Genomic DNA, 25,952 nt, shown 5'->3' with positions numbered 1-25,952 from the left:
CCGAGCCCTATCGAACTCATGTTCGACAATACCACCGTAATCGCAGGAAGGGGCCGTATCAACTGCCGCAGCCCGAAGGTGATGTGATGGAGCGGTGACCACACTCGACCACCCCGCCGTGCGGACGATCGCCGCCGAACTGCGGGACAAGGGCATGGCCGATGCCGCGGCCGGGATCCGGATCCTCGACGACGACGTGCGCACCGCGGCCGCGGCCGCCGCGGCCCTGGGCGTCGAGGTCGGCGCGATCGCCAACAGCCTGGTCTTCGCCGCCGACCACGGCGGGGACCGGCGCCCGCTGCTCGTGCTCACCTCCGGCAGGCACCGCGCCGACCTGGCCAGGCTCGCCGCGCTCACCGGAGCCGACGCGATCACCCGCGCCGAGCCCGCGTTCGTGCGCGAGCACACCGGCCACGCCATCGGCGGCGTCGGCCCGGTCGGCCACCCCCGGCCGGTGCGCACGCTGGTCGACACCGCGCTCGCCGACTACCCGGTCGTGTGGGCCGCGGCGGGCCACCCCAAGTCGGTCTTCCCCACGACCTACGCCGATCTGGTGATCCTCACCGGGGGCACCGCTGCGGCCGTCGCCGCGGGAGAGGATGATCCCATTCCGTGACCGCCGCCCCGTCCCCCCACGTGCAACGGTTCGTCGCGCTCAGCGGCGACGAGCTGCGCGCGCGGCTGCGCGAGGCCCTGGACCTCTACGTCACCGCGATGCGCTACCCGCAGGGCACCGCCGAGCAGCGGGCCCCGATGTGGCTGGCGCACATGATGCGCGAGGGCTGGCGCTGCGTGGCCGCCATCGACGACCGCGACCGCCTGGCGGGCATCGCCTACGGCTACCGCGGCGCGCCCGGGCAGTGGTGGCACGAGCAGGTCCGCCGCGGCGTGACCGAGCAGCGCGGCGCGGCGGTGGCCGAGCTGTGGATGGCCGACTACTTCGAGCTGACCGAGCTGCACGTGCGCCCGGAGACCCAGGGCCGCGGCACCGGGGCCGAGCTGGTCACCCGGCTGCTCGACGGCGTGCCCAGCGCGCACGTGCTGCTGTCGACCCCGGAGGGCCCGTCGCGGGCTTGGCGGCTGTACCGAAGGCTCGGCTTCAGCGACGTCCTGCGGCACTACCGCTTCGCAGGCGACCCGCGCCCCTTCGGCGTCCTGGGCCGCACGCTGCCCCTGGACCAGGGCTGACGGGGACGGCCAGCGCCGTCCCCGTCCGGGCCGCTACAGCGCGGCCAGCCGCTCGCGCAGCGTGTCCAGGCCCATGCCGCCCATCTCCAGGGCGCGCTTGTGGAACGCCTTGAGGTCGAACGCCGCGCCCGCCCGCGCCTTGGCCTCGTCGCGCGCGGCCAGCCACAGCCGCTCGCCGAGCTTGTACGCGGGCGCCTGGCCCATCCAGCCCAGGTAGCGGTCGACCTCGTCGACGATGCAGTCCGGGTCGGTGATCGTGCGGGTGCGCAGGAACTCCACGGCCAGGTCGCCGGTCCACCGCTCGCCCTCGTGGAACCCGGTGCCGCTGGGGATCCGCAGGCCCAGGTGCACGCCGAGGTCGATGACCACGCGCGCGGCCCGGAAGAGGTGGGCGTCGAGCATGCCCAGCAGGTCGCCGTCGTCGTCGAGGTAGCCGAACTCGCGCATCAGCCGCTCGGCGTAGAGCGCCCAGCCCTCGCAGTGCCCGGAGGTGTTCGCCAGCGACCGCTGGAAGCGGTTGAGCGTGCTGCCCTGGTACACCGCGGTGGCGATCTGCAGGTGGTGGCCCGGCGCGCCCTCGTGGTAGACGGTCGTGACCTCGCGCCAGGTGGAGTAGTCGGTCCGGCCCTCCGGCACCGACCACCACATCCGGCCCGGGCGGCTGAAGTCCTCGGTGGGGCCGGTGTAGTAGGCCCCGACCACGCCGCCGGGCGGGGCGATCAGGCACTCCAGCGCCATCAGCTCGTCGGGGATGTCGAAGTGCACCCCGCGCAGGTCGGCCAGCGCCCGGTCGGACAGCCCCTGCATCCAGTCCTGGAACGCCTGGCCGCCGGTGATCCGGTAGCGCGGGTCGGCGTTGAGCGCCGCGGCCGCGCCCGCGATGCCCGCCCCGGGCGCGATCCGCTCGGCGACCTGCTTGATCTCGCTCTCCACCCGGGCGAACTCGGCCCAGCCCCACTCGTACGCCTCGTGCAGGTCGATCGTCGCGCCGAGGAAGTTGCGCGACCACAGCTGGTAGCGCTCCTCGCCTGCCGCGTCGTCCTTCGGCGCGCGGGGGGCCAGCTCGCGGGTCAGGAACTCGGCCAGCTCGCCGTAGGCCGCGCCCGCCTTGGCGGCGGCGTCGTCGAGGTCGGCGCGCAGGCCGCCGGTGACGTCGGCGCCGCCGACGAACGCGGTGAAGTGCTTCTCGGCGGTGATGCGGCACTGGTCGGCGGTCTTGACGACCTGGCGCAGCGCGGGGACGCGCCCGGCGTCGGCCGCGGCCAGCAGCGCCGACCGGTAGCCCGCCAGCGCGTCCGGGACGGCCGCGAGCCGCTTGGCGACGACCGCCCAGTCCTCGGCGGTGTCGGTGGGCATCAGGTCGAAGACCTGGCGCAGGTCCTGCGGCGCGGAGGCGATCACGTTCAGCGGCGCGGTCAGCTCGCCCGCCTCGTACAGGTCGACCTCGACCCCGACCCGCTCGGTGAACACCGCCTTGGCGTCGGCCTCGGACGTGGTGGCGGGCTCGGCGGCGGCCATCGCCGCCAGCGCCGACCTCGCCAGCTCGGCGCGCGCCGCCACCCCGTCGGGCGACAGGTCGGGCAGCCGGTCGTCGTGGCCGACGATGCCCTCGTACGTCGCCAGGATGGGGTCCAGCGCCGCGAGGTCGTCGACGTAGGAATCGCTGATCTTGTGCACACCGTCATGTGGGGACGCCATGTCCGCACGCTACCTGCCGGTCACCACCGGGTGGCACCGGATTACCTCCCGCTGGCAGCCCCGGGCAGGTACGGCAGGATGGCCGCGTGCACCCCCGCGAAACCGACAGCAGGCCCCGTTTCCGCAGGCGGGTGGTCGCCGCCGCCCTCGCCGCGGTCGCCACGCTCGCGCTCTCCGGGTGCGTGCGCGTGCAGGCCGCGCTCGCGGTGTCCGACAGCGACACCGTCTCCGGCCAGATGGTCATCGCCTCGGTGCTGCTGCGCGAGGACGACAAGGGCCCGGCGCTGAGCGTGCCGCCGGAGCTGGAGGCCAAGGTCAAGCTCCAGCCCTACGCCGCCGACGGCTACGTCGGCTCGACGGTCGCCTTCCAGGACCTGACCTTCGCCGAGGTCAGCCTGCTCACCCAGACGCTGACCCCGGGCAGGCAGTACCGGCTCAGCTTCCGCCGCTCCGGCAACCTGGTCACGATGGCGGGCTCGGCCGACCTCAGCGACCTGCCCGCCGACCGGGCCGACGTGCGGCTGCGGGTCGCCTTCCCGGGCACGGTGATCCAGACCAACGGGGTGGACGAGTCGGGCACGGTGACCTGGACGCCCAAGCCGGGCGCGGTCACCGAGTTCCTCGCCACGATCGAGTACAGCGACCGCTCCGGGGTGTCCTGGACCAAGTGGGTGACCATCGTCGGCGCGGGGGCCGTCGGCGTCGCCCTGCTGGTCGTCTTCCTCGCCCTGGTCGCCCACCGGCGGGACCGCCGCCCGCCGGTGCGCCACCACTAGGCCCGGGCGGGCACCAGGCCCAGCCTGGCCACCACCTCGCGCGTGGCCTTGGAGCGGTTGAACGTGTAGAAGTGCAGCACGTCGACGCCCTCGGCCAGCAGGCGCTGGCAGGTCTCGGTCACGATGTCGACGCCCTCGGCGCGGAACGCCTTGGCGTCGTCGACCAGCGGGTCGAGGCGGGCGGCGATGCGGGCGGGCACCGGGGCCCCGGACAGCTCGACGGTCTTGGCCAGCACCTTCGGGGTGGTCATCGGCATCACGCCGGGCAGGATCGCCGCGTCGCAGCCGCGGGCGGCCACCCGGTCGCGCAGGCGCAGGAAGTCCTCCGGCTCGAAGAACAGCTGGGCGATGGCGAAGTCCGCGCCCGCGTTCAGCTTGCGGACCAGGTGGTCGGTGTCGGTGTCGAGGTCGTTCGAGCGCGGGTGGCCGTAGGGGAAGGCGGCCACGCCGACGCAGAAGTCGCCGAGGTCGCGGACCAGCCGGACCAGGTCCTCGGCGTAGGCCAGGCCCTGCGGGTGCTTGACCCACTCGCCCATCACGTCGCCGGGCGGGTCGCCGCGCAGCGCCAGCACGTTGCGGATGCCCTGCTCGGCGAACCAGCCGATGACGTTGCGCAGCTCGGCGACGGAGTGGTTGACGGCGGTCAGGTGCGCCATCGAGCACAGGTCGGTCTCCCGGGCGAGCCTGCCGGTGGTGCGCAGGGTGCGGTCGCGGCTGGAGCCGCCCGCGCCGTAGGTGACGGACACGAAGGCCGGGTCCAGGCCCTCCAGCTCGCGGATCGCCCGCCAGAGGCGCTGCTCGTCGGCCTCGTCGCGGGGCGGCATGAACTCGACGGAGAAGACCGGACGTCCCGCTCTGATGCGCTCCACCACCGTGGTCATGGCTTAAAGCGTATCCAGCCAGCGGGATGGGGCCCATCTCGTGGACTGCTGGTTCCACCCAACGGAACAACGCAGTGGGGCGCACCACCCCGGCGCGACCGCGGCCGCGCGCACAGCGGACGATAGCGGGGTGCACCAAGCGCTGCGACCCACTCCAGAGGCCCCGATCGACGAGGCGGTGGCCGCGCACGTCGAGCGGGCCCTGACCGACTACCTGGCGACCCGGCACGCCGACATGGCCGAGGCCGCGCCCTCGTTCGGCACGGCGGTGGCCTCGCTGGCCGGGTTCGTGCTCGGCGGCGGCAAGCGGCTGCGGCCCACCTTCGCCTGGTGGGGCTGGCGCGGCGCGGGCGGGTCCGGCACCGGCGTCGACGCGCGGGCCGTGCTGCGCGGGGTGAGCGCGCTGGAGCTGATCCAGGCGTGCGCGCTGGTGCACGACGACCTCATGGACGCCTCCGCGATGCGCCGCGGCAAGCCGACCGTGCACGTGGAGTTCGCCGCCCGCCACCGCGAGGCGGGCTGGCACGGCGACCCGGAGCGCTTCGGCGCCGCCACCGCCATCCTGCTCGGCGACCTGGCCCTGGCCTGGGCCGACGACATGTTCGCCACCTCCGGCCTGGACGCGGGCAGGCTGGCCGCCGCGCTGCCGCCGTGGCAGGCCATGCGCGCGGAGATGCTGGCCGGGCAGTACCTCGACGTGCTCACCCAGGCCCGCGGCGACGAGTCGGCGGCCACCGCGCTGAGCGTGGCCCGGATGAAGACCGCCGCCTACACCGTCGAGCGCCCGCTGCACCTGGGCGCGGCGCTGGCGGGCGCGCCCGCGCCGACGGTGGCCGCGCTGCGCGCCTTCGGCGCCGACATCGGCCTGGCCTTCCAGCTGCGCGACGACCTGCTCGGCATGTACGGCGACACCGGCATCACCGGCAAGCCCGCGGGCGACGACCTGCGCGAGGGCAAGCGCACGCTGCTCATGGCCTTGGGCATGGCCGACCCGCGCCGGGCCGACCTGCTGCGCGGCGCCCTCGGCGACGTCGACCTGACCGAGCAGACCCTCTCCGACGTCCGCGACGCGCTGATCGAGGTGGGCGCGGTGGCCGAGGTCGAGCGGCGCATCGACGCCCTCACCGCGACCGCGCTGGCCGCGCTCGACCGCGCCGACCTCGCCGACCCCGCCGCCCGGGTGCTGGCCGACCTGGCCGTGGCCGCGGGCCGCAGGACGAGCTGAGCCATGCGCACCATCACCGGCCGGACCGACCACGTGGTGGTCGTCGGGGCGGGGCTGTCCGGGCTCTCCGCCGCGCTGCACCTGGCGGGCGCGGGCCGCGAGGTGACCGTGCTGGAGGCCGCCGACGCCCCCGGCGGGCGGGCCGGGCAGGAGGTCATCGCCGGGCACCGGGTCGACACCGGCGCGACCGTGCTCACCATGCCCGAGCTGATCGACGAGGCGCTGTCGGCGGTCGGCGGCTCGCTGTCGGAGCTGGACCTGGTCCGCCTCGACCCCGCCTACCGCGCCCACTTCGCCGACGGCAGCACGATCGCCGTGCACACCGACGCCGCGGCGATGGAGGCCGAGGTGCGGCGGGTGGCAGGCCCGCGCGAGGCGGCGGGCTACCGCAGCCTGCGGGCCTGGCTGACCGAGCTGTACCGGGTGCAGCGCGACCGGTTCATCGGGTCCAACTTCGACTCCCCCGCCGACCTGGCCCACCCCGACCTGGCCCGGCTGGCCGCGCTCGGCGGGTTCGGCAGGCTCGGCCCCGCGGTGGCCCGGCACCTGTCCGACGAGCGCCTGCGCAGGCTGTTCTCCTTCCAGTCCCTGTACGCGGGCGTGGCCCCCAGCCGCGCGCTGGCCGCCTACGCGGTCATCGCCTACATGGACACCGTGGCGGGCGTGTACTACCCGCGCGGCGGGATGGGGTCGGTGGCCGAGGTGATGGCGGCGGCGGCCGGGCGCGCGGGCGTGCGCTTCCGCTACGGCACGGCCGCGGCCTGGCTGGAGCGCATCGGCAGCCGGGTGCGCGCCGTGCGCACCACCGCGGGCGAGCGCGTGCCCTGCGACGCGGTGGTGCTGACCGCCGACCTCGCCGCGAGCTACCGGCTGCTGGGCATCACCCCGCGCAGGCCGCTGCGGCTGCGCTACTCCCCCTCCGCGGTCGTGCTGCACACCAGCTCGCCGCGGTCGTGGCCGCAGCTGGACCACCACACGATCTTCTTCGGCGGGGCGTGGGAGCGCACCTTCGCCGAGATCACCCGGCGCGGGCGGCTGATGGGCGACCCGTCGCTGCTGGTGACCCGCCCGACCAAGACCGACCCCGGCCTGGCGCCCGCGGGCCGGGAGCTGGTCTCGGTGCTCGCGCCGTGCCCGAACCTGGCGGTCGGCCCGATCGACTGGCGGCGGGTCGGCCCGGCCTACCGGGCCGAGCTGGTCGCCGAGCTGGCCCGGCGCGGCCTGACCGGGTTCGGCGCGGAGACCACCGACCTGCGGCTGGTCACCCCGGCCGACTGGGCGGCGGCGGGCCTGGCCGACGGCACGCCGTTCTCCGTGGCGCACACCTTCGCCCAGACCGGCCCGTTCCGCCCGCGCAACCTCGTCCCGGGCGCGGACAACGTGGTGCTCGCGGGCAGCGGGACCACCCCGGGCGTCGGCATCCCACCGGTGGTCATCTCCGGCAGGCTGGCCGCCCAACGGGTGACCGGCACCGGGCAGGCGGCGCGCCGCTCGCGCGGTCGGGGGGAATCTGTAAGCGGAATGTGAGCAGACGTCCCACCCCGGGGGAACCCCGCGGCGGATAATGCCCGGGGCGGGGCACGGCGGTGAGGAGCGGGCGATGCGGATGCTGGGACGGCGGCGCGGCGGGATCGTGGTCGCGGTCGGCGCCGTGCTGGCCTTGGGCGCCGCCTGCACCTCGGCGGTCCAGGGCAGCCCGGAGGCGGTCCCGGTCGCCCCCGCCACTGCCGGGCAGACCGCCGCGCAGTCGCTGCTGGACCTGGCCGAGTCCGGGGCCGTGCGCTACGCGGGCACGATGACCGCCTCCGGCGAGGAGGTCGGCTTCGACCTCGTCGCGGCCCGCACCGGCGAGATCCAGGGCGAGGTCGTCATCGCCGGGCAGCCCGCGTCGGTTCTGGTCGTCAACGACACGATCTACCTCAAGGGCCCGGCGGCGTTCTGGAACGAGATCACCGGCATCGGCGGCACCGGCCGCGCCGCGGCGATCGCGGGCCGCTGGGTGCAGACCCCCAGCGGGCTGCTCGGCCTGGAGTTCGGCGGGGTGTTCGCCCCCGAGGCGCTCAGCAGCCAGCTCGCCCGCGGCGCCGACGCGGCGGGCGACGAGCCCTTCGCCGACGGCGCGACCGAGTCCGTCGCGGGCGTGGACGCGGTGCGGGTGGCCACCGAGGGCGGCACGCTCTACCTGGCCGCGGAGGCCCCGCACGGCGTGGTCAAGATCGAGGCGGAGCGGCTGGGCCGGGCCGACCCGACCAGCGTGGCCGACCTGAGCGCGCAGGTCGAGGACGCCTCGGCCGACCTGAGCGCCTTCTACGCCAAGCTGGCCGAGAACGCCGAGGCCCTGGCCGCCCCGGTCGACGCGCTCACCACGGTCACCGAGGGCGAGCACAACTTCGACGCCTGCGGCGCCCAGAGCTGCTCGATCATCGTGCGGTTCACCAACTCCAGCAAGCTCGCCGTCACCGTGTCGGTGCGCGGCACCTGGCAGGGCGACGGGCAGCCGCTGGGCGTGTGCGAGACCAAGGCGGGCCCGGTGGAGCCCGGCAAGCAGGGCGAGGCGCGGTGCACGCTGACCACCGCCCAGTGGAAGCAGTTCTACCAGCGGGCCAACTCCGTGCCCGGCAACCACCCGTACAGCGTGGAGTGGTCGACGCTGGTGCTGGCCGACGCCCCGGACCTCGACCAGCTCCGCGAGCGGGCCGCCGTCGAGCCCGCGGTCGCCTCCGACCGCACCGAGGGCAGCCACTTCGTCTACGCGCTGGCCTACGGCGACGGCCAGGTGTGGAAGTACGGCGTGGCCGCGGGCGAGACCTGGCGCGACCACGCGGCCCGGCAGATCCCGGCCTGCTTCGCGGCGACCAAGGCGCTGTGCGCGGTGGACCTGGTGACCGCCACCGACAGCCCGGTGGCCGGGTACCGGCTGCTGGGCCAGCTGGTCGCCGAGGGCTGCCCCGTCGGCCAGTGGGCGGCCTGTAAGCGCTGACACAGCGGCACCGGCCCCGGCCGGGCGCTGTGCGACGATGCCGGGGCCATGCGCGCCGACCCCGACCTGGCCGCGGCCTACCGGGCCTGCCGCCGCATCAACGCCGAGCACGGCCGCACCTACTACCTAGCGACCCGGCTCCTCCCGCCGCACCGGCGGCCCGCCGTGCACGCCCTCTACGGGTTCGCCCGGCTGGCCGACGAGATCGTCGACGCCCCCGGGCCCGACCCGGCGGGCGCGCTGGGGGCGCTGGAGGCCGAGCTGCGGTCGGCCTTCTTCGGCGCGCCCGCGCACCCGGTGCTCGCCGCGCTGGCCGACACCGTGGACCGCTACGCGATCGACCCCGAGCTGTTCGCCGTGTTCCTCAAGTCGATGCGCATGGACCTGACCATCACCGACTACCCGGACCTCGACGCGCTCGCGGAGTACACGCACGGGTCGGCGGGCGTGATCGGGCTGATGATGCTGCCCGTGCTGGGCACGGCCGGACCGCGCGCGGACGCCGAACCGGCCGCAGCCGCGCTGGGCGAGGCGTTCCAGCTCACCAACTTCCTGCGCGACGTCGGCGAGGACCTCGACCGCGGCCGGGTGTACCTGCCCGCCGACCACCTGGCGGCCTTCGGCGTCGACCGGGAGCGGCTGCTGGCCACCCGGGCCGTCGGCGGCGACCGGGCGGTGCGCCGGGCCATCGCCCACCTGGTCGCCCACACGCGCGCGGTGTACCGGCGGGCCGAGCCCGGGATCGCCCTGCTGGACCCGGTGGCCCGCCCGTGCGTGGCCACCGCGTACCGGCTCTACGCGGGCATCCTCGACGAGATCGCCCGCGCGGACTACGACGTGCTCACCCGCCGCGCGGTGGTGCCCCGGCGCAGGCGGCTCGCGGTCGCCGCGCCGGGTGCGCTCCGGTGCCTGGCGGCCCGGGTCAGAACGCCAGGGCCTGGGCCCGGCGCTTGACCTCGCGGCCGCGGTTGCCGCGCAGCGCGTCGATCGGGCGCCCGGGCAGCGAGTCGTCGGCGGTGAACAGCCACCGCAGCATCTCGTCGGGGCTGTACCCGGCGTCGTGCAGCAGGGTGATCGTGCCGGGCAGTCCCTTGACGACCTCGGCGTCGGCGATGAAGTCCGCGGGCACGCCCAGCACGCCGTCGCGGCGCAGGGCGAGCAGGTGGTGGTCGCGCAGCGCTTGGTGGACCCGGGTGACGGGCTGGTCCAGGCGGGCGGCGACGTCCGGCAGCGGCAGGACCTCCACCTCGGGGTCGAGCACATCGGCGGCGGCGGGAATCGAGCTCACGGTTGTCCACTGTGCCATTGCGGCCCGCGTCCCCGCTATGTGAGGCAGCCGTGAAATCCGCAGGCGTTGCCACATTCCCAGCGGCGCGTCCGTACGATCGACCACTGTGCGGGAGACGGGTCTGATCGGGGCGCTGCTGGAGCAGCGCTACCGAGTCGACGCTCCGCTGGCGCGCGGCGGCATGTCAGCGGTCTACCGGGGCGTGGACACCCGGCTCGACCGGCCGGTGGCGATCAAGGTCATGGACCCGCGCTTCGCCGCCGACCCCAGCTTCGTCGAGCGCTTCGAGCGCGAGGCCCGCTCCGCGGCCCGCATCCACCACCCCAACGTCGTCGCCGTGCACGACCAGGGCCTCGACGGCGACCACGTGTACCTGGTGATGGAGCTGGTCGACGGCGGCACGCTGCGCGACCTGCTCGCCGAGCGCGGCGCGCTGCCGCCGCCGCTGGCGGTGTCGATCCTGGAGCCGGTGCTGGCCGCGCTCGCCGCCGCGCACGCCGCCGACCTCGTGCACCGCGACGTGAAGCCGGAGAACGTGCTGATCGGCGCGAACGGCGTGGTCAAGGTCGCCGACTTCGGCCTCGTGCGGGCGCTGTCGAGCCCGGGGACGACCAAGAGCAGCGTGATCCTGGGCACGGTCTCCTACCTGTCGCCCGAGCAGGTCACCACGGGCACGGCGACGCCGCGCGGCGACGTGTACTCCGCGGGCATCGTGCTCTACGAGATGCTGACCGGCGCGCCGCCGTACGTGGGCGACAACCCGCTGACGGTGGCCTACCGCCACGCCAACGACGACGTGCCGCCCGCGGGCGCGCTGGTGCGCGGCCTGCCGCCCGCCCTGGACGAGCTGGTCACCCGCGCCACCCGCCGCGACCCGCAGACCCGGCCCGCCGACGGCGCGGCCTTCCTGGCCGAGCTGCAGCAGGTGCGCCAGGCCTCGGCGCTGCCGCGGATGCGCATCCCGGTGCCCACGCCCAAACCCCTGCCCCCGGCCGAGGCGTCCGCGCCCCCCGCATCCGCCCCCTCCGCGCCTTCTGCGCCTTCTGCACCCCCCGCCCCCGCGACCTCCGCACCCCAGGCTCCTGCACCCCAGACGCCTGCGCCCCAGACCTCCGCGCCCCAGGCCCCCGCTGCAGTCGCCGCGGCGGTCGAGGCGGTCGCGGGCGACGAGGACCGCACCGTCACCACCGACCCGCCTGCCGCGAGCGACCCCGCCGACGAGCCGACCGAGCGCGCCGTGCCCGCGGTCGTCGACCCCGAGGCCACGATCCGGGTCAGCACCGGCGCGCTGGCCGCGGCCGGGATCGGCCCGGCCCCCGCGCTCGGGCAGGCCCCCGCCGTCGGCCACGCCACGGTGATGCGCCCGCCGCAGGGGTTCAGCGCGGCGGGCCCGCAGGGCACCCGGGCGATGCTGCGCTCGGACCTGGAGAAGGTCATCGAGGCCGCCCAGGCGCAGCCGCCGCACACCGGCCCCCAGCCGCTGCCCGGCCCGCCGCCCCCGCGGTCGGCCACCCGCAGGTACGTGGTGATGGGCATCGCAGGCGTGCTCGTCCTGGCCCTGCTCGGCACGCTGACCTGGTGGTTCACCTCCGGCCGCTACACCGTCGTGCCGTCGCTGGCGGGCGCGGAGGCGGGCGTCGCCGAGGCGGCGGCGCGCGAGGCGGGGCTGACCCCGACGGTGAACCGGAAGCCGCACAACGAGGTCCCGCAGGGCGTGGTGATCAGCACCGACCCCGGCGGCGGCGCCGAGGTGCTGCGCGGCGACCCGGTCACGCTGGTGGTCTCCGCGGGCAGGCCGGTGGTGCCCGACATCGCCCCCGGGGCCGACCCGGTGGCCGCCGAGGCCGCCATCCGCGACCACGGCCTGCAGCCCCAGCGCGACGACGCCGCCAACGTCCACGACGAGCAGGTGCCCGAGGGCATGGTGGTCGCGCTCAACCCGCCCGCGGGCACGGCGCTGGACCTGGGCACCCGGGTCGTGATCGTGCTGAGCAAGGGCCCGGCCCCCAAGCAGGTGCCGGACGTGCGCGGCAAGACCAAGGACGAGGCGTTCGCCGAGCTGACCAACCTCGGGTTCCAGCCGGTCGAGGGCGCCCCGGAGTTCTCCGCCGACGTCGAGGGCGGCCGGGCCATCCGCAGCGACCCGCCCGCGGGCACCTCGATCGACGCCAAGGGCAACAAGCAGGTCACCGTCGTCTTCTCGGCGGCGCTGACGGTGCCGGACCTCAGCGGGATGAGCGTGCCGGAGGCGCAGGCGAAACTCGCCGAGCACGGCTTGGCGATCGAACTGGCGCCCTTCTCCAACGGCAACGGCCGGGTGCTCACCCAGACCCCCGGACCGGGCACGCGGGTGCCGCCGGGGAGCAAGGTGCAGGTGTTCGCGTTCTAGAACGGGCGGGGCCTGCGATTGTCGCCGATACCAGCAGCGCAATTCGGATTCAACGGTCCCATCGGGTGATCGGCCAACTCATCCGCAAGTTGCGGTTCGTCCCGAAATGCGAGCGGTCAGGGCGTCCACAGCGCGGTGGACCGGATCACCAGGTTGGGCGCGCCGGGCTCGCCGGGGGCGGGCAGGGAGACCAGGTCGCGCACGATCTCGGCGAGGTCGGAGCCGTCGCGCAGCCAGACGACGCCGCCGCCGTCGCCTTCCAGCAGGCGCACACCGACCACGCGGGTGCGGTCGAAGAGGTAGAGGGCGTCGGTGTGCATCCGGTGGCAGCGGCAGCCCGCGATGCAGAGCAGCGCGCCCCGCTCGTCGGCCAGCGGGCGGAAGCGCCAGCCCGAGGTCCGCAGGGCCACCAGTTCGGCCAACTCGGGAAACCGCGCCACCGCGCTTGCCTCAGTGATCTGCGCCATCGAAGCCGCACCCTTCGTCGGATAGCGCGAACGGTAGAGGCAGCGCCGGGTGATCAGCCGCACGAAATCTGCGGAATCACCTGAGTAGGCACGGGAAGTAAACACGATCGGGGATGCGAAGAATCCCCGCGCCCGTTCCGGGCACGGGGATTATTGCGCGCGGAACTATTTACGAGCGAAGCATCTCGGCGACCAGGAACGCCAATTCCAGCGACTGCTGGGTGTTCAGCCGCGGGTCGCAGGCGGTCTCGTAGCGGCCGGACAGGTCCGCGTCGGAGATCTCCTGGGCGCCGCCGAGGCACTCGGTGACGTCCTCGCCGGTCAGCTCGACGTGGATGCCGCCGGGGTGGGTGCCCAGCCGCCTGTGCACCTCGAAGAAGCCCTGCACCTCGTCGACGATGCGGTCGAAGTGGCGGGTCTTGTAGCCGGTGGAGGACTCGTGGGTGTTGCCGTGCATCGGGTCGCACTGCCAGATGACCTTGTGCCCGGACGCCTCGACCTTCTCCACGATCGCGGGCAGCACGTCGCGGACCTTGGCGTTGCCCATGCGGCTGATCAGGGTCAGCCTGCCGGGCTGGTTGCGCGGGTCGAGCCGCTCGACGTACTCCACGGCCATCTCCGGCGTGGTCGTCGGGCCGATCTTGAGGCCGATCGGGTTGGACAGCAGCTCGGCGAAGGCGATGTGCGCGCCGTCGAGCTGGCGGGTCCGCTCGCCGATCCACAGGAAGTGCGAGGACAGGTCGTAGAGCCGGGCGTCGTCGGCCCGGGTGTCCAGCCGCAGCATCGCGCGCTCGTAGTCCAGCAGCAGCGCCTCGTGGCTGGCGTACACCTCGGCGGTGTGCAGCGAGGTGTCCTCGACCCCGCAGGCGCGCATGAAGCGCAGGCCGCGGTCGATCTCGGTGGCCAGGGCCTCGTACCGCTCGCCTGCCGGCGAGGTGCGGACGAAGTCGCGGTTCCAGTCGTGGACCTGGGTCAGGTCGGCCATCCCGGCGCCGGTCAGCGCGCGCACGAGGTTCATCGCGGCGCTGGAGTTGGCGTAGGCCCTGATCATCCGGGACGGGTCGGGCACCCGGGCCTCGGGCGTGGCGACCAGCGAGTTGACGATGTCGCCGCGGTAGACCGGCAGGCCGAGGGCGTCGGTGGCGTTGGAGCGGGGCTTGGCGTACTGGCCCGCGATCCGCCCGACCTTGACCACCGGCATGCTCGCGCCGTAGGTCAGCACGACGGCCATCTGCAGCAGCGTGCGGATGTTGCCGCGCAGGTGCGGCTCGGTGTTGTCGGCGAAGGTCTCCGCGCAGTCGCCGCCCTGCAGCAGGAACGCCCGGCCCTGGGCGACCTCGGCGAGGCGGCCGTGCAGGCGGTCGATCTCGGCGGGCACGGTGATGGGCGGCACGCTCTCCAGCACGGTGCGCACCTGCCGCACCTGCTCGGCGTCGGGCCACTGCGGCTGCTGGGCGGCCGGGCGGGCCAGGGCCTCGTCGAGGCGGGCGCGCAGGGTCGGCGGGAGCGGTGGGAGCTCGGGAAGCGTGTCCACCGGCACGTCCACGGTCCAGTTCACGTGCCCAGCGTAGGAGGTCGGGGCAGCCGCCCGCGCACCGGGACACCCGTCCCATGACGTGGACGCAATCGCTTGCAGGGTGGTACGGCCCCGCCCCCGGTCGGAATGATGGCGGCGGTGACCCCGGACCTGGATTCGGCCACCGCCGAACGACTCCTCGCCACCGCCGTCGCCAACATCCGCCGGGACTACCCGGTCCACTGGATGCACCTGATCCACTCCCCGGGCGACCTGAGACCGCAGCGCGAGCTGCACCCGGTCTTCGCGGGCTCCTACGACTGGCACTCGTGCGTGCACCAGACCTGGCTGATCGCGCGGCTGCTGCGCGTCTTACCCGGCCTCGGCGGAGCCGACGCCGCCCGCGCCGCGCTCGACGAGCTGGCGACCCCGGAGGGGGCGCGCACCGAGGCCGTGTTCTTCGCCACCGCGGAGGGCGCGTTCTGGGAGCGCCCGTACGGCTGGGCCTGGCTGCTGACCCTGACCGCGGAGCTGGGCTGCTGGCCCGACGGGCAGCGCTGGTCGGCCGCGCTGGCCCCGCTGGCCGAGGTGATCCGCTCCCGCTGGCTGGACTGGATCACCGCCGCCCGGCTGCCGATCCGGGCGGGCACGCACACCAACAGCGCCTTCGCCATCGGCCTGGTCATCGACGCCGCCCGCGCGACCGGCGACGACGAGCTGGCGGCGGCCTGCGCCGAGGCCGCGGAGCGCTTCTTCGGCGCCGACCGCGGCTACGGCGGCTTCGAGCCCAGCGCCGCCGACTTCCTCTCCCCCGCCCTCGTCGAGGCCGACCTGCTGCGCCGGGTCCGCGAGCCCGCCGCGTTCGCCGAGTGGCTCGACGCCTTCATCCCCGACCTCGACGGCCCGCGCTGGGCGACCCTGCGCACCCCGGTCGAGGTCGACGACCCGGCCGACCCGTACGGCTCGCACCTGTCGGGCCTGGCGCTGTCCCGGGCCTGGTGCTGGCGTGGGATCGCCGAGGGCCTGCCCGCGGGGCACCGCCACCGCGACCTGGCCCGCGCGGCCGCCGACGAGCACCGCACGGCGGGCCTGCGCTACGTCTTCGGCTACGGCTACGCCGCCGAGCACTGGCTCGGCACCTTCGCCGCCTACCTCGACCTGGGCGCGCTGCGGGCGTAGTCGAGCAGCTCCGCGGTCGGCCTGCCCCGGCGCGCCGCCCCGATCGCCACCACCGCGGCCACCGCCCGGCACCAGCCCTCCAGCCGGTCCGGGCGCAGGTCCGACACCGCGAGCAGGGCGTCGCGCCGGGCGGGGATGCCCGGGCCGTCGAGGACGTAGTCCACGGCGTCGAACTCCGGCTCGCCGAGGGTGCCGTGCGGGTCGATGACGACCGCGCGCCCGCCGACGAGCACGTTGTCGCGGTGCAGGTCGCCGTGCAGGAGCACCGCGCGGTCGACCGTGGCCGCCAGCGCCGAGCACGCGGCGGCGGAGGCGGCCAGGTCGTCGGCGGTGACCGGGCCCTCCGGCCGCGCCCGGCCCAGGAACGCCGCCGTGCCCTCGGCCAGGTCCGGCCTGCCCGGCGGCGGCGCGGCGGCGTGCAGGTCGGCCAGCAGGGCGGCGAACTCGGCTGGCTCGGGCCAGCCGGGCTCCCCGGCCACGTGCTCGATGAGCAGGGCGCCGTCGGCCGCGGCCAGTACGCCGGGCACCCGGCCGGTGGGCGCGAAGGCGCGCAGCACGTCGGCCTGCTGGCGGGCGGCGGTGGCCTGCTCGGGGAAGACCTTCAGCACCACCGGGACGCCGTCGCGGCGGGCGGCCACGGTCGCCCCCGAGTTGCCGCCCGGGTAGGGCTCGCCCAGTTCCAGCCCCCACTCCGCGGCGATCCGGTCGAGCAGCGGCGGCAGCCGGTCGAGCCACCCGCCCACGTCCGGGCCGTACCGGCGCAGCATCCGCCACCGCACCTCGTCGAGGTTCACAGCGGCGGTCTGCGGTCGGCCCACGGGTGGGCGCGCTCGTACTGGCCCGACAGCGACAGCAGCAGCCGCTCCGCGCCTGCCGGGCCGACCACCTGCACGCCGATGGGCATGCCGATCGCGTCGAAGCCGACCGGCAGCGCCGCCACCGGGTAGCCCAGCACGTTCCAGGTCGGGAAGTAGGTGATGTGCGCGCCGACGGCGGCGAGCGTGGCCGACGCGCCGCTGCCGTGGTAGCGGCCGATCCGCGTGGGCCTGCGGACCCAGCCCGGCTGCAGGATCAGGTCGTGGTCGGCGAAGAAGCCCGCCATCAGCGCGTGCAGCCGCTCCTCCGCGGCCCGCGCGGCGGACAGCACCCGGTCGGGCACCTTCGCGCCGACCCGGGCCAGCCTGCGGGTGCGCGGCTCCAGCCACTCCGGGTGCGGCAGCGCGGCCGCGTCGTCGGCGATCCCGCGCAGGTAGCGGACCAGGAACTGCGGCCAGGGGCGGGCGCCGATGGGCAGGTCGGCCTCGGTCACCCGGTGGCCGAGGCCCCGCAGCCGGTCGGCGGTGTCGGCGACGGCCCGTCGGTACTCCGCCGACATCGGTGGGCGGCCGACCGGGGTCTTCCAGACCAGCGCGATGCGCAGCGGCGGGGGCGGGGTGTCCACCGCGGCCCGGTGGCCGGGCTGCCCGGACAGCACCTCGACCAGCGCGGCGGCGTCGGCCACGCCCCGGCCCAGCGCGCCCAGGCCGGAGAGCCCGTGCCACACCTCCGGGTGCGGGATGAGCCCGCGGCTGGTCTTGAGCCCGAACACCCCCGACGCGCACGCGGGGATGCGCACCGACCCGCCGCCGTCGGAGCCGGTGGCCGCGCCGACGATCCCGGCGGCGACGGCCGCCGCGCTGCCGCCGGACGAGCCGCCCGGGGTGTGGTCGAGGTGCCACGGGTTGCGGGTCGCGCCGTAGGCCAGGGTCTCGGTGAACGGCCACAGGCAGCGGTCCGGCGTCAGCGTCCGGCCGACGATCACCGCGCCCGCCGCCCGCAGCCGGGCCACCGCGGGGCTGTCGGTCGCCGCGGGCGGGAACTGGGGGCGCCCGCCCGCCGCGGTCACGTCGCCCGCGACGTCGATGTCGTCCTTGACCGCGATCGGCACGCCCAGCAGCGGGGTGCTCTCCCCGGCGTCGATGCGGTCCTGCGCGGCCTCGGCCGCCTCGCGCGCGTCGTGCACGGCGCGGAAGGCGTTGATCACCGGGTCGACCGCGCGCAGCCGGGCGAGCACGGCGTCGAGCAGCTCCGGCGCGCGCACCTGCCCGGCGCGCAGCGCCCGCGCCTGGGCGTCCGCCCCGGCCCAGAGCAGTTCCATGCCCGCAGACCCTAGTGCGCCCGCCCCGGCCGATCACCGGGGCGGGCGCGGGGTCCGTCAGCCGAAGAAGACCTCGGCCTCGGCGTAGCGCTCCAGCGGGACGGTCTTCAGCTCGGCGGTCGCCTCGGCCAGCTTGACGCGCACGATGTCGGTGCCGCGCAGGGCGACCATGACGCCGAAGTCGCCGTCGGCGACCGCGTCCACCGCGTGCAGGCCGAAGCGGGTGGCCAGCACCCGGTCGTAGGCGGTCGGGGTGCCGCCGCGCTGGGTGTGGCCCAGCACGACCGCGCGCGACTCCTTGCCGGTGCGCTCGGCGATCTCCTCGGCCAGCCAGGTGCCGATGCCGCCGAGCCGGACGTGCCCGAAGGCGTCCTTCTCCCCGGTCAGCAGCACCTCGTCGCCGCCCTCGGGCAGCGCGCCCTCGGCGACCACGATGATCGGGGCGTACTCGCGCTCGAAGCGCCGCTCGACCCACTCGACGACCTTGTCGACGCTGAAGGGCCGCTCCGGCACCAGGATGACGTTCGCCCCGCCAGCCAGGCCCGAGTGCAGCGCGATCCAGCCCGCGTGCCTGCCCATGACCTCCACCACCAGCGCGCGGTGGTGGGACTCGGCGGTCGTGCGCAGCCGGTCGATCGCCTCGGTGGCGATGTGCACCGCGGTGTCGAAGCCGAAGGTGTAGTCGGTCGCGCCGAGGTCGTTGTCGATCGTCTTCGGCACGCCCACGACGCCGACGCCGTCGTCGGTCAGCTTCTTGGCCACCCCGAGGGTGTCCTCGCCGCCGATGGCGATGAGCGCGTCGACGCCCTGGTCGGCCAGCACCGCCTTGATCTTGTCGACGCCGCCGTCGACCTTGTAGGGGTTGGTCCGCGAGGAACCGAGGATCGTGCCGCCCCGGGTGAGGATGTCCTCGACGTCGTCGAGGCCGATGGGCCTGCTGATCCCCTCCAGGGGCCCCTGCCAGCCGCTGCGGAACCCGACGATCTCCCAGCCGTGGGCTTCGATGCCCTTGCGCACCACAGCCCGGATGACCGCGTTCAGACCGGGACAGTCACCGCCACCGGTGAGCACGCCGACCCGCATGGGGAATCCCTCCGATTTGATTTCGATTCAGTGACAGCCGTCACCGACTAGCCTGCCACCCACTGAATCGGTATAGCAACCAGGGGTCCACGAGCTGGACTCAGCGGCCCCCGCGGCGGCGCCACAGCTCGTCGATGACCCGCCAGCGCACCAGGTTGTGCCGGGCGTCGGCCAGCGCGTCGTGGGCGTCGGCAGGCGGGGCGGGCAGCGGCGGCCTGCCCACGTCCTCCCAGCGCTGGCGCAGCTCGCGGGTGAACCGCGGCAGCTCGCGCGGCAGGGCGGGCATCGCGCCCCACAGCTGGCCGAGCGCGACGTGGTCGTAGGCGCCGAACCAGGCCCACAATTCGACACGGCCCTTGCCCGCGGTGAGGAAGGCCATCAGGTCCCGGCGGATGGCCGCCCGGTCGCGCCAGGCCCGGTCGCTGGGCGGGGGCAGCTTGTCGAGCACGTTGTCGCGCACCCACGGCCCGGCCTTGTCCGGGTTGAACTCGGTCGATACCGCGTAGAACTCCCGGCCCTGCTCGTCGACGACACCGATCGACACCAGGTCGATGGTCGTTCCGTCCTCGATGAACTCGGTGTCGTAGAAAAACCGCACCCGCGGACTGTATGTCAGCTCGCCTCGGCCGCGGGGAGGCGGTCCGCGGCGGCCTCCTTGGCCTTGGCGGCATACATGTCGACGTACTCCTGGCCGGACAGCTCCATGAGGGCGTACATGATCTCGTCGGTGATGGAGCGCTCGATGAACCGGTCGCCGTCGAGGCCCGCGTAGCGGGAGAAGTCCAGCGGCTCGCCGACCACGATCCGGATGGGGTGCGGGCGCCACATCTTCGAGCCGATCGGGTTGGCCTTGTCGGTGCCGAACATGGCCACCGGGATCACCGGGACGCCCGCCTGCAGGGCGATGCGCGCCACACCGGTCTTGCCGCGGTAGAGGCGGCCGTCGGGCGAGCGGGTGCCCTCGGGGTAGATGCCCATGAGCTTGCCCTCGCGCAGCAGCCGCACAGCGGTGTCGAGGGCGTCCTGGGCGGCGCTGGCCCCGGATCGGTCGATCGGGATCTGCCCGACGCCGGTGAAGAACCACTTCTTGAACCGGCCCTTGATGCCCGGCTCGGTGAAGTACTCGATCTTGGCCGGGAAGGTGACCCGGCGCTCGACCATCAGCGGGAGGAAGAACGAGTCGGAGACGGCCAGGTGGTTGCTGGCCAGCAGCGCGCCCCCGGTGGCCGGGATGTGCTCGCGGCCCTCGATCCGCGGGCGGAAGAACAGCCGCAGCAGCGGGCCGAGCAGGATGTGCTTCATCAGCCAGTACACGCCGACCTCCGTCTCCCGGGCGATCAAGGGTAACGCCGGTCCGCGCGCCGGAGATGATCCGGTCATCCCGGGCTTGGTCCGTGCGACCATGACGTGTCCAGGTCTGACGGAGGTGGCGGTGCCAGCAATCGCGGGCGCGGAGCAGTTCGCGCACGACGGCTCGACCGAGATCGGCGTGGTGCTCAGCCACGGGTTCACCGGCTCGCCGTTCAGCCTGCGGCCGTGGGCCGACCGGCTGGTCGCCGAGGGGTTCAGCGTGCGGCTGCCGCTGCTGCCCGGGCACGGCACCCGCTGGCAGGACATGAACCGCACCACCTGGCCGCAGTGGTTCGGCGAGATCGACGCGGCCTTCGTCGAGCTGCGGGAGCGCTGCTCGGCGGTGTTCGCCTTCGGCCTGTCGATGGGCGGGGCGCTGTGCCTGCGGCTGGCCCAGGTGCGCGGGGCGGACGTGGCGGGCCTGGTGCTGGTGAACCCGTCGGTGATGTCGCTGCGCCGGGACATCCGGCTGGTGCCCGCGCTGTCGCGGCTGGTGCCGTCGATACGCCCCATCAGCGACGACATCGCCAAGCCGGGGGTGACCGAGCACGCATACCCCCGTACCCCATTGCGCGCGCTCGCCAGCCTGACCAAGCTGTGGGCAGCGGTCCGCGCCGACCTGCCCGCGGTGGCGCAGCCCTTGCTGCTGATGCACTCGGCGGTGGACAACGTGGTGGAGCCGGAGAACTCGAAGGTGGTGTTGGCCGAGGTGAGCAGCACCGACGTGACCGAGGTCGTGCTGGCGAACAGCCGCCACGTGGCGACCCTGGACCACGACGCCGACCTGATCTTCGACCGCAGCGTCGCCTTCGCGCGCCGGGTGGGGGCAGGTGACCTCGGGTGAGCGGCAGGCTGGGGGACGGCCGGGGCGACAGCCCCGAGGACATCGACGCGGCGTTCGCCCAGATCGTCGCCGACCTCGAACGCGAGGGCGTGGGCCGCTCGGTCCCCCCGGATGAGCCCCCCGCCGCCCCGGAGCCGCCCACCGAGCCCACGACCGTGGTCCGCCCGGGCGACTCGTGGCGCGGCTACCAGGACGAGTACGACGCCTTCGACGACAACGACGACGAGCACTACGAGCCGCCCGAGCCCCCGCCGCTGCCCCGCCTGCGCTGGCCGACCCTGCTGGCGATCGCGATGCTGGTCCTCGGCGTGGTCCTGCTGCTCCTGCCCGCCATCACCCCGATGGACGGCCGCTTCGCAACCCCGATCGGCCTGGTCTGCCTCGGCGGCGGCATCGGCCTGCTCCTCCTGCGCACCCGCCGCACCTCCCGCCTCGACCCCGGCGACGACGGCGCCGAGGTCTGAGCCGAGTCCCGCCATCCCGCTCGGCGCAGGCCGAGGCTGAGCCCCGGCGACCGCGCACCGCGAGTCAACCGCCTCCGGCCCGGGGTGTCGGGCGCTGGACCGGTCATCCCGTCCGGAGCAGGTCGGCGGCCAGGGCGGCGGCGCCGACGAGACCGGCGTCGTCGCCGAGCTGGGCGGGGCGGACCCGGGCCAGGGGGCGGTGGCCCGCGCCGGTGAGCGCGGCGGCGTAGCGGGCGCGGGCGTCGTCGAGGAAGAGCTCGGCGGACTCGGACACCCCACCGCCGATGACGATGACCTCCGGGTCGTAGACGTCGGCGGCCAGGGCCAGGCCGTCGCCGAGCCAGCGGGCCAGGTCCGCGACGGCGCGCCGGGCGACCGGATCCCCCTCGCGGGCGGCGGCGGCGACCTTGCGGCCGGTCAGGCCGCCGGGATCGGCGGCGGCCTCGCGGGCCAGGATCGACACCGGGCCGGGAGCGGCCCCGCGGGCCGGGCCGGAAGCCGGGTCGGCGGCTTCGCAGGCCGGGAGCAGCTCCGGGCAGGCAGCAGCCTCGCGGGCCGGGAACGAAGCCGGGCAGGCTGCGGCCCCGGGAGCCGCGGTCGGGGCCTGATCGGCAGCCCCGCGCGCCGGGGGCGAAGGCGGGCGGGCAGCGGCATCGCCGGTCGGGGCCGGGCTGGTGGCGAGCAGGTCGAGGGCGGTGGCGGCCAGGGCGGTGCCGCTGCAGTAGCGCTCCCAGCAGCCGGACTTGCCGCACCCGCACGGCCTGCCGCCCGGGACCAGCCGCAGGTGGCCCAGTTCGGGGGCGACGCCGTGCGCGCCGCGGAAGACCTCGCCGTCGAGGAGGAGGGCGCCGCCGATGCCGGTGCCCAGCGCCACCAGGAGGCCGACCCGGGCGCCGCGCAGGGCGCCGTGGCGGTGCTCGCCGATCGCGGCGGCGTTGGCGTCGTGCTCCAGCACCACCGGCAGGCCCAGCCGCGCGGACATGCGGTCGGCGACCGGTGCGGCGCGCCAGGGCAGGTGCGGGGCGAAGAGGACGGTCCTGCGGTCCGCGCCGACGAACCCGGCGACGGCCAGCCCCACCGCCCCGACCTCGTGCCTGCGCGCGAGCGCCCCGACGACCGCGGCGACGACCTCCTCCAGGGCGTCCTCCCCCGGCGGCGTCTCCCCGCGCGCGGTGTCGACGACGCGCCCGGCGGCGTCCACCACCCCCGCACGCACGCTGGTCCCGCCGACGTCGACGCCGACGGCCCTCACGTCCGCCGCACCGGGATCCGCTGCACCCGCCCGGACGCGGGCGGCGGCTTCGGCGGCGGGGTGAAGCCGGGCATGTGCGGTGCCTCCTCCGGCGCCCACCGGTCGGCCAGCACGGCGCGCAGCAGCGCCACGAGGTCGGCCATGCGCTCCAGGCTCTGGGCCGCCAGCACCGACGGCTCCCCGCGCAGCAGCGCGATCACCCCGCACAGCGGGCACCACTCGCACGCCGCGGAGTCGTGGTCGTTGGCCGCGACCCGGTCCAACCACGGACCCGCCTGCTCGGCGACGGCGGCGAACAGCAGCGACAGCTCCTCCGCCAACCGGCTCCCCGGATCAGCCGACACGCGATCCCCTCCCAGCGACGACGAACGCCAGCCCCCGCCCGATCGGGTTCCGCCCATCCTCCCCGACACCGGTCACGGCTGCTCGTCCGCCGCGGGGGTGAACCGCAGGACCAGGCCCGCGCCGCCCGCCTCGGCGTCGGTGATGGCGTGGTGGCGCAGGACGAGGGGCAGGGCGATCAGCCTGCGGGCCCCGTCCACGGTGACCGCGAGGTCGTCGCCGATGCGGGCCAGGTCGAGGGTGGTGTCCGGGGTGATGGGGATGGCGATGGTCAGCAGGTGGTCGGGGCCGTCGGGGGTGATCGACAGCAGCTGGGTGGCGGGGGCGGCGGCGGTCAGCGGGTCGTCGGGGCCGTAGAGGTCGTCGGCCAGGGCGCGCAGGGCGGGGATGCCGACCGGTTCGGCGGCGCGGTGGCCGACGACGCTGACCGGCAGGGCGGGGTCCAGTTCGGACAGCACGGCGTCCTGTTCGGACCGGCGGGTGCGCAGCCACGCCGCCGCCGGGCCGGGCCAGCCGCGCGCGGCGGGCACCAGCCGGTTGACGACCAGCGCGTCGACCCGGATGCCGCGCAGCGCCAGGGCGGTGAGCATGCGGCGGGTCTCGGCGACCACCAGCCGCTCCGGGGTGAGCACCAGCCGCACGCCGGTCACCGCGGGGTCGGCCAGCACCGCGCGCAGCCGCGCCAGCTCGGCGGCCAGCTTGCGCAGCTCGCCGAAGCGCCCGGCGAACCCGGCCGCGGCCTCGGGCAGCGCCAGCAGCCGCAGGGTCTCCGCCGTGGGGCCGCAGTCGACCACGACCGCCTTCCACGGCCCGGCCGACGCCAGCCGCACGACCTCCGACAGCGCCAGCAGGTCGTCCACGCCGGGCAGGACCGACAGCTCCTCGGCGTCCACCGCGTCCAGCCCCAGCCGGGTGAACAGCGACCGCGCCTGGGCGCGCAGGCCGGCCCACGACCGGTCGGCCAGCGCCCGCGCGTCGATGTGCGCCGCCCACAGCTGCTTGTCCACTTCGGACGGCTCGCCGGTGAGCGGGGCACCGAAGGCGTCGGCCAGCGAGTGCGCCGGGTCGGTGGAGACCACCAGCACCTTGTCGCCGGAGTCGGCCACGCGCACGGCCGTCGCCGCGGCCAGGGTGGTCTTGCCCACCCCGCCCTTCCCGGTGAACAGCAGGAGGCGCATCAGTCCTGTTCGGCCCGGCGCTTGAGCTCCTTGAGCGCGATGTCCATGATCATTTTCTCGGCCTTGCGCCGGAACAGCCCGATCATCGGCACCACCAGCTGCACCGAGAGGGTGTAGGTGACCTCGGTGCGCCCGCCGCGCTCCACGAGCCGGTAGCGGCCCCGCTGCGCGCGCTGCATCTGGCCCTTGACCAGGTTCCACTCCACCGAGAGCCCGTCGTCGGCCCAGGTGTAGGCCAGCGTGTACTCGTCCTTGAACATGCCCGCGTCCAGCACGAAGGCCACCTGCTCGGCCCTGCCGCCCGCGTCGGTGGCCAGCACCTGCGTCGACTTCACCGCGTCGGCCCACTCCGGGTACGCCGGGAAGTCCGCGATGACGGCCATGATCCGCGCGGCGGGCGCGTCGACGACGATGGACTGGGTGGACTCGTCGGCCATGAGCGCAGAGGCTACCCGGTCACCACCGCAGGACGTAGGGGGTCTCGGTGCGCTGGAAGTGCCCGACGTTGGCGCACTCGGTCGCCGCGAACCGCAGCCTGCGGCACATCGGCTGGTGCACGTGCCCGAACAGCGCCCACCGCGGCCGGTCGGCCAGCATCCGCCCGACCAGCCCGGCCGAGCCGTGCTCGACCCGGCGGGCCACCACGTCGTAGGTCAGCTCGGGCAGGTCCGGCGGGGCGTGGCTGCACAGCACGTCCACCGGCGGCAGCGCGGCGACCGCGGCGTCGTACTCCTCCGGCGGGCGCAGGTACGGGCGGAACACCGCGGTGGGCGGGGGCTTGGGCAGCCCGGAGGGCAGCAGCGCGCCGCCGATGAAGCCGAACCGCAGGCCGCCGAGCTCCACGACGTCCCCGTCGAGCACGTGCACGCCGCCGCCCGCGTACTCCGGCCACAGCGCGGGCAGGTCCACGTTGCCCGGGGTGGCGTAGGTGGGCGCGGGCAGCGCGGCGAAGAGGGCCGCGTACTGCTCGCGCACGGCCGCCTCCACGGTGGCGCGGGCGTCGGCCAGCCCGGCCCACAGGGTCCGGGCGTAGCGGCCCGCGTCGCCGGGCTTGCCGTCGCGGCGCAGCCGGGCGAACTCGCGCACCACGTCCGGGCCGAACACCCGGCCGAAGATCCCGCCGGAGTGGTCGTGGTAGTCCACGAAGTCGATCAGGTCACCCAGCACGACCAGGGCGTCGGCGCCGTCGCCCGCCCGCTTGAGTGCCTCGACGTTGCCGTGCACGTCCGAGACGACATGTACCCGCACCTGATCGAGCTTACGGCGCGCACCCGGGCGCGCGTCCGGCCTCCAGGGCCGCCTTGATGCCGAAGGCCAGGGCCTTGGCGGCGAGCTGGCGGCGGGTCTTCTCCCGGTGCAGCCTGCGCGGCGACGGCGAGCCGGGTGGCAGGTCGGCGCGCAGGAAGTAGTGCAGCAGCGTGCCGTCGAGCACCGGCTCCAGCCAGACCTCCATCGTCCCGGTCAGCGCGCCGGTCACCGTCCAGCGGATGCCCTCGTCGCCGCGGTCGGCGTAGACCTGCGGGCGCAGGTCGGGCCAGAAGCCCCGCCAGGCGGCGGGGTCGGCGAAGACCGCGGCCACCGCCGCGGGCGGGGCCACCACGAATGTCTCGTCAACCACATCGACCTGCGGCACGTCGAGCAGGATGCCAGACCGGCGCGCACGCCCCGCGGAGCCCGGTCTACCGTGCTTGGGTAGCCATCCCAGAACTCGCGGA

At 75.2% G+C, this 25,952-nt stretch carries 27 protein-coding genes; 11 read left to right on the top strand and 16 right to left on the bottom strand.

Annotation, left to right across the window (positions count from 1 at the left end):
* The first annotated feature begins 94 nt into the window (after positions 1–94).
* Both ACWEPX_RS15285 and ACWEPX_RS15280 read left to right on the top strand, forming a co-directional pair.
* Entirely contained in the window at positions 95–616 is a 522-nt protein-coding gene (locus ACWEPX_RS15285; protein ID WP_451897773.1) for a YbaK/EbsC family protein, read from the top strand.
* The gene (locus tag ACWEPX_RS15280) at positions 613–1,188 is read left to right on the top strand and encodes a GNAT family N-acetyltransferase (RefSeq protein ID WP_451897772.1); all 576 of its coding nucleotides are present in this window, start codon (positions 613–615) and stop codon (positions 1,186–1,188) included. The genes ACWEPX_RS15285 and ACWEPX_RS15280 overlap by 4 nt, the downstream gene beginning before the upstream one ends.
* A 33-nt stretch (positions 1,189–1,221) precedes the next feature.
* Here the strand turns inward: ACWEPX_RS15280 and ACWEPX_RS15275 are convergent, their stop codons facing one another.
* Complete coding sequence (locus tag ACWEPX_RS15275; RefSeq protein WP_451897771.1) at positions 1,222–2,886, bottom strand: DUF885 domain-containing protein; 1,665 nt, start codon at positions 2,884–2,886, stop codon at positions 1,222–1,224.
* A gap of 86 nt (positions 2,887–2,972) precedes the next feature.
* On the opposite strand from ACWEPX_RS15275, the gene ACWEPX_RS15270 reads away from it, so the two are divergent.
* Complete coding sequence (locus ACWEPX_RS15270; protein WP_451897770.1) at positions 2,973–3,662, top strand: LppM family (lipo)protein; 690 nt, start codon at positions 2,973–2,975, stop codon at positions 3,660–3,662.
* Here ACWEPX_RS15270 and ACWEPX_RS15265 read toward each other — a convergent pair.
* On the bottom strand, positions 3,659–4,543 hold the full coding sequence (locus ACWEPX_RS15265) for a methylenetetrahydrofolate reductase (protein WP_451897769.1): 885 nt from the start codon (positions 4,541–4,543) through the stop codon (positions 3,659–3,661). The two genes, ACWEPX_RS15270 and ACWEPX_RS15265, sit on opposite strands and share 4 nt — an antisense overlap.
* Positions 4,544–4,673: 130 nt before the next feature.
* Here ACWEPX_RS15265 and ACWEPX_RS15260 point away from each other — a divergent pair, with 130 nt between their 5' ends.
* From ACWEPX_RS15260 to ACWEPX_RS15245, 4 genes are all read left to right on the top strand, one after another.
* On the top strand, positions 4,674–5,768 hold the full coding sequence (locus ACWEPX_RS15260) for a polyprenyl synthetase family protein (protein ID WP_451897768.1): 1,095 nt from the start codon (positions 4,674–4,676) through the stop codon (positions 5,766–5,768).
* Between the two features lie 3 nt (positions 5,769–5,771).
* Positions 5,772–7,295 (top strand): phytoene desaturase family protein, encoded by a 1,524-nt coding sequence (gene crtI, locus ACWEPX_RS15255; RefSeq protein ID WP_451897767.1) that lies wholly within the window; start codon positions 5,772–5,774, stop codon positions 7,293–7,295.
* Positions 7,296–7,368: 73 nt separating this feature from the next.
* Positions 7,369–8,748 (top strand): hypothetical protein, encoded by a 1,380-nt coding sequence (locus ACWEPX_RS15250; protein WP_451897766.1) that lies wholly within the window; start codon positions 7,369–7,371, stop codon positions 8,746–8,748.
* Positions 8,749–8,796: 48 nt separating this feature from the next.
* Entirely contained in the window at positions 8,797–9,702 is a 906-nt protein-coding gene (locus ACWEPX_RS15245) for a phytoene/squalene synthase family protein (RefSeq protein ID WP_451897765.1), read from the top strand.
* Here the strand turns inward: ACWEPX_RS15245 and ACWEPX_RS15240 are convergent.
* Complete coding sequence (locus ACWEPX_RS15240) at positions 9,671–10,036, bottom strand: Rv2175c family DNA-binding protein (RefSeq protein WP_451897764.1); 366 nt, start codon at positions 10,034–10,036, stop codon at positions 9,671–9,673. The genes ACWEPX_RS15245 and ACWEPX_RS15240 overlap by 32 nt on opposite strands.
* Before the next feature lie 181 nt (positions 10,037–10,217).
* Here ACWEPX_RS15240 and ACWEPX_RS15235 point away from each other — a divergent pair, with 181 nt between their 5' ends.
* On the top strand, positions 10,218–12,425 hold the full coding sequence (locus tag ACWEPX_RS15235) for a PASTA domain-containing protein (RefSeq protein ID WP_451897806.1): 2,208 nt from the start codon (positions 10,218–10,220) through the stop codon (positions 12,423–12,425).
* A gap of 116 nt (positions 12,426–12,541) precedes the next feature.
* Here the strand turns inward: ACWEPX_RS15235 and ACWEPX_RS15230 are convergent, their stop codons facing one another.
* Both ACWEPX_RS15230 and ACWEPX_RS15225 read right to left on the bottom strand, forming a co-directional pair.
* Positions 12,542–12,892 carry a hypothetical protein gene (locus ACWEPX_RS15230; protein WP_451897763.1) on the bottom strand — a complete coding sequence of 117 codons (351 nt, stop codon included), beginning with the start codon at positions 12,890–12,892 and terminating at the stop codon, positions 12,542–12,544.
* Positions 12,893–13,061: 169 nt separating this feature from the next.
* Positions 13,062–14,450: a class II 3-deoxy-7-phosphoheptulonate synthase gene (locus ACWEPX_RS15225; protein ID WP_451897762.1), complete on the bottom strand. Its 1,389-nt coding sequence runs from the start codon at positions 14,448–14,450 to the stop codon at positions 13,062–13,064.
* A gap of 117 nt (positions 14,451–14,567) precedes the next feature.
* On the opposite strand from ACWEPX_RS15225, the gene ACWEPX_RS15220 reads away from it, so the two are divergent.
* Positions 14,568–15,587: a DUF2891 domain-containing protein gene (locus ACWEPX_RS15220; RefSeq protein WP_451897761.1), complete on the top strand. Its 1,020-nt coding sequence runs from the start codon at positions 14,568–14,570 to the stop codon at positions 15,585–15,587.
* Here ACWEPX_RS15220 and ACWEPX_RS15215 read toward each other — a convergent pair.
* From ACWEPX_RS15215 to ACWEPX_RS15195, 5 genes are all read right to left on the bottom strand, one after another.
* Positions 15,557–16,381 (bottom strand): phosphotransferase, encoded by an 825-nt coding sequence (locus ACWEPX_RS15215; RefSeq protein ID WP_451897760.1) that lies wholly within the window; start codon positions 16,379–16,381, stop codon positions 15,557–15,559. The genes ACWEPX_RS15220 and ACWEPX_RS15215 overlap by 31 nt on opposite strands.
* The gene (locus ACWEPX_RS15210; protein WP_451897759.1) at positions 16,378–17,724 is read right to left on the bottom strand and encodes an amidase family protein; all 1,347 of its coding nucleotides are present in this window, start codon (positions 17,722–17,724) and stop codon (positions 16,378–16,380) included. The genes ACWEPX_RS15215 and ACWEPX_RS15210 overlap by 4 nt, the downstream gene beginning before the upstream one ends.
* A gap of 57 nt (positions 17,725–17,781) precedes the next feature.
* A complete protein-coding gene (locus ACWEPX_RS15205; RefSeq protein WP_451897758.1) occupies positions 17,782–18,807 on the bottom strand; it encodes a 6-phosphofructokinase in 1,026 nt (341 codons plus the stop codon).
* 100 nt (positions 18,808–18,907) lie between these two features.
* On the bottom strand, positions 18,908–19,405 hold the full coding sequence (locus ACWEPX_RS15200; protein WP_451897757.1) for a polyadenylate-specific 3'-exoribonuclease AS: 498 nt from the start codon (positions 19,403–19,405) through the stop codon (positions 18,908–18,910).
* A gap of 14 nt (positions 19,406–19,419) precedes the next feature.
* Positions 19,420–20,109, bottom strand: coding sequence for a lysophospholipid acyltransferase family protein (locus ACWEPX_RS15195; RefSeq protein WP_451897805.1), 690 nt, complete (start codon positions 20,107–20,109; stop codon positions 19,420–19,422).
* A 130-nt stretch (positions 20,110–20,239) separates the two neighbouring features.
* Between ACWEPX_RS15195 and ACWEPX_RS15190 the strand changes: the two genes are divergently transcribed.
* On the top strand, positions 20,240–21,001 hold the full coding sequence (locus ACWEPX_RS15190) for an alpha/beta hydrolase (RefSeq protein ID WP_451897756.1): 762 nt from the start codon (positions 20,240–20,242) through the stop codon (positions 20,999–21,001).
* On the top strand, positions 20,998–21,465 hold the full coding sequence (locus tag ACWEPX_RS15185) for a DUF308 domain-containing protein (protein WP_451897755.1): 468 nt from the start codon (positions 20,998–21,000) through the stop codon (positions 21,463–21,465). Before ACWEPX_RS15190 ends, ACWEPX_RS15185 begins: the two co-directional genes overlap by 4 nt.
* A gap of 103 nt (positions 21,466–21,568) precedes the next feature.
* Here ACWEPX_RS15185 and ACWEPX_RS15180 read toward each other — a convergent pair whose 3' ends face one another.
* From ACWEPX_RS15180 to ACWEPX_RS15155, 6 genes are all read right to left on the bottom strand, one after another.
* Positions 21,569–22,717: an ROK family protein gene (locus tag ACWEPX_RS15180; protein WP_451897754.1), complete on the bottom strand. Its 1,149-nt coding sequence runs from the start codon at positions 22,715–22,717 to the stop codon at positions 21,569–21,571.
* The gene (locus ACWEPX_RS15175) at positions 22,714–23,061 is read right to left on the bottom strand and encodes a hypothetical protein (RefSeq protein WP_451897753.1); all 348 of its coding nucleotides are present in this window, start codon (positions 23,059–23,061) and stop codon (positions 22,714–22,716) included. Before ACWEPX_RS15175 ends, ACWEPX_RS15180 begins: the two co-directional genes overlap by 4 nt.
* A gap of 72 nt (positions 23,062–23,133) precedes the next feature.
* Positions 23,134–24,237 carry a TRC40/GET3/ArsA family transport-energizing ATPase gene (locus tag ACWEPX_RS15170; RefSeq protein ID WP_451897752.1) on the bottom strand — a complete coding sequence of 368 codons (1,104 nt, stop codon included), beginning with the start codon at positions 24,235–24,237 and terminating at the stop codon, positions 23,134–23,136.
* Positions 24,237–24,674 (bottom strand): SRPBCC family protein, encoded by a 438-nt coding sequence (locus ACWEPX_RS15165; RefSeq protein WP_451897751.1) that lies wholly within the window; start codon positions 24,672–24,674, stop codon positions 24,237–24,239. The genes ACWEPX_RS15170 and ACWEPX_RS15165 overlap by 1 nt, the downstream gene beginning before the upstream one ends.
* A gap of 19 nt (positions 24,675–24,693) precedes the next feature.
* A complete protein-coding gene (locus tag ACWEPX_RS15160; RefSeq protein WP_451897750.1) occupies positions 24,694–25,485 on the bottom strand; it encodes a metallophosphoesterase family protein in 792 nt (263 codons plus the stop codon).
* A gap of 10 nt (positions 25,486–25,495) precedes the next feature.
* A complete protein-coding gene (locus ACWEPX_RS15155) occupies positions 25,496–25,870 on the bottom strand; it encodes a polyketide cyclase / dehydrase and lipid transport (protein ID WP_451897749.1) in 375 nt (124 codons plus the stop codon).
* Positions 25,871–25,952: the final 82 nt, after the last annotated feature.

Source organism: Actinokineospora sp. NPDC004072 (assembly GCF_053604195.1).
Note: the sequence above shows the minus strand (reverse complement) of the source record. Positions and strands in the feature narration are given on the sequence as shown.